At 50.9% G+C, this 334-nt stretch carries 1 protein-coding gene; it reads left to right on the top strand.

Annotated elements, in window-relative coordinates; all coding sequences use genetic code 11:
- Positions 1-269, top strand: a 269-nt coding sequence (locus tag KH400_RS23305) for a hypothetical protein (RefSeq protein WP_217228694.1), incomplete at its 5' end; no start/stop codon positions are given.
- Positions 270-334: the final 65 nt, after the last annotated feature.

Here is a 334-nt window from a genome sequence, read left to right as displayed (position 1 = left end):
AAGAGGGGGGGGGAGAGAGAAAGGAAGGAAAGAAAGAAGGGAGAGGGAGGGGAGAGGGAGAGGGGAGGGGGGGAAAGGGGGGAAAGGAGAGGGAGGAGAAGGGGAAAGAGGAAAGAAAGGGGAGAGGGAGGAGGAGGGGGGAGAAGAAAAGGAAGGGAGGGAAAGGAGAAAAGAGAAAAGGGAGAAGGGGAAGGGAAAGGGGAAGGGGGGAAGGGGGAAGGGGGAGGGAGAAGAAGAAAAAGGAAAGGAGGAGAAAAAAGGTTGAATGAGAATGGTTGGAAATAATTAGTAGAGTGAAAAGGAAAAAGGGAGATTGAATGAGAGAAATAAAAGT

Origin of the sequence: Desertibacillus haloalkaliphilus, from assembly GCF_019039105.1 — a bacterium.
GTDB classification, from domain to species: domain Bacteria; phylum Bacillota; class Bacilli; order Bacillales; family KJ1-10-99; genus Desertibacillus; species Desertibacillus haloalkaliphilus.
Note: the sequence above shows the minus strand (reverse complement) of the source record. Positions and strands in the feature narration are given on the sequence as shown.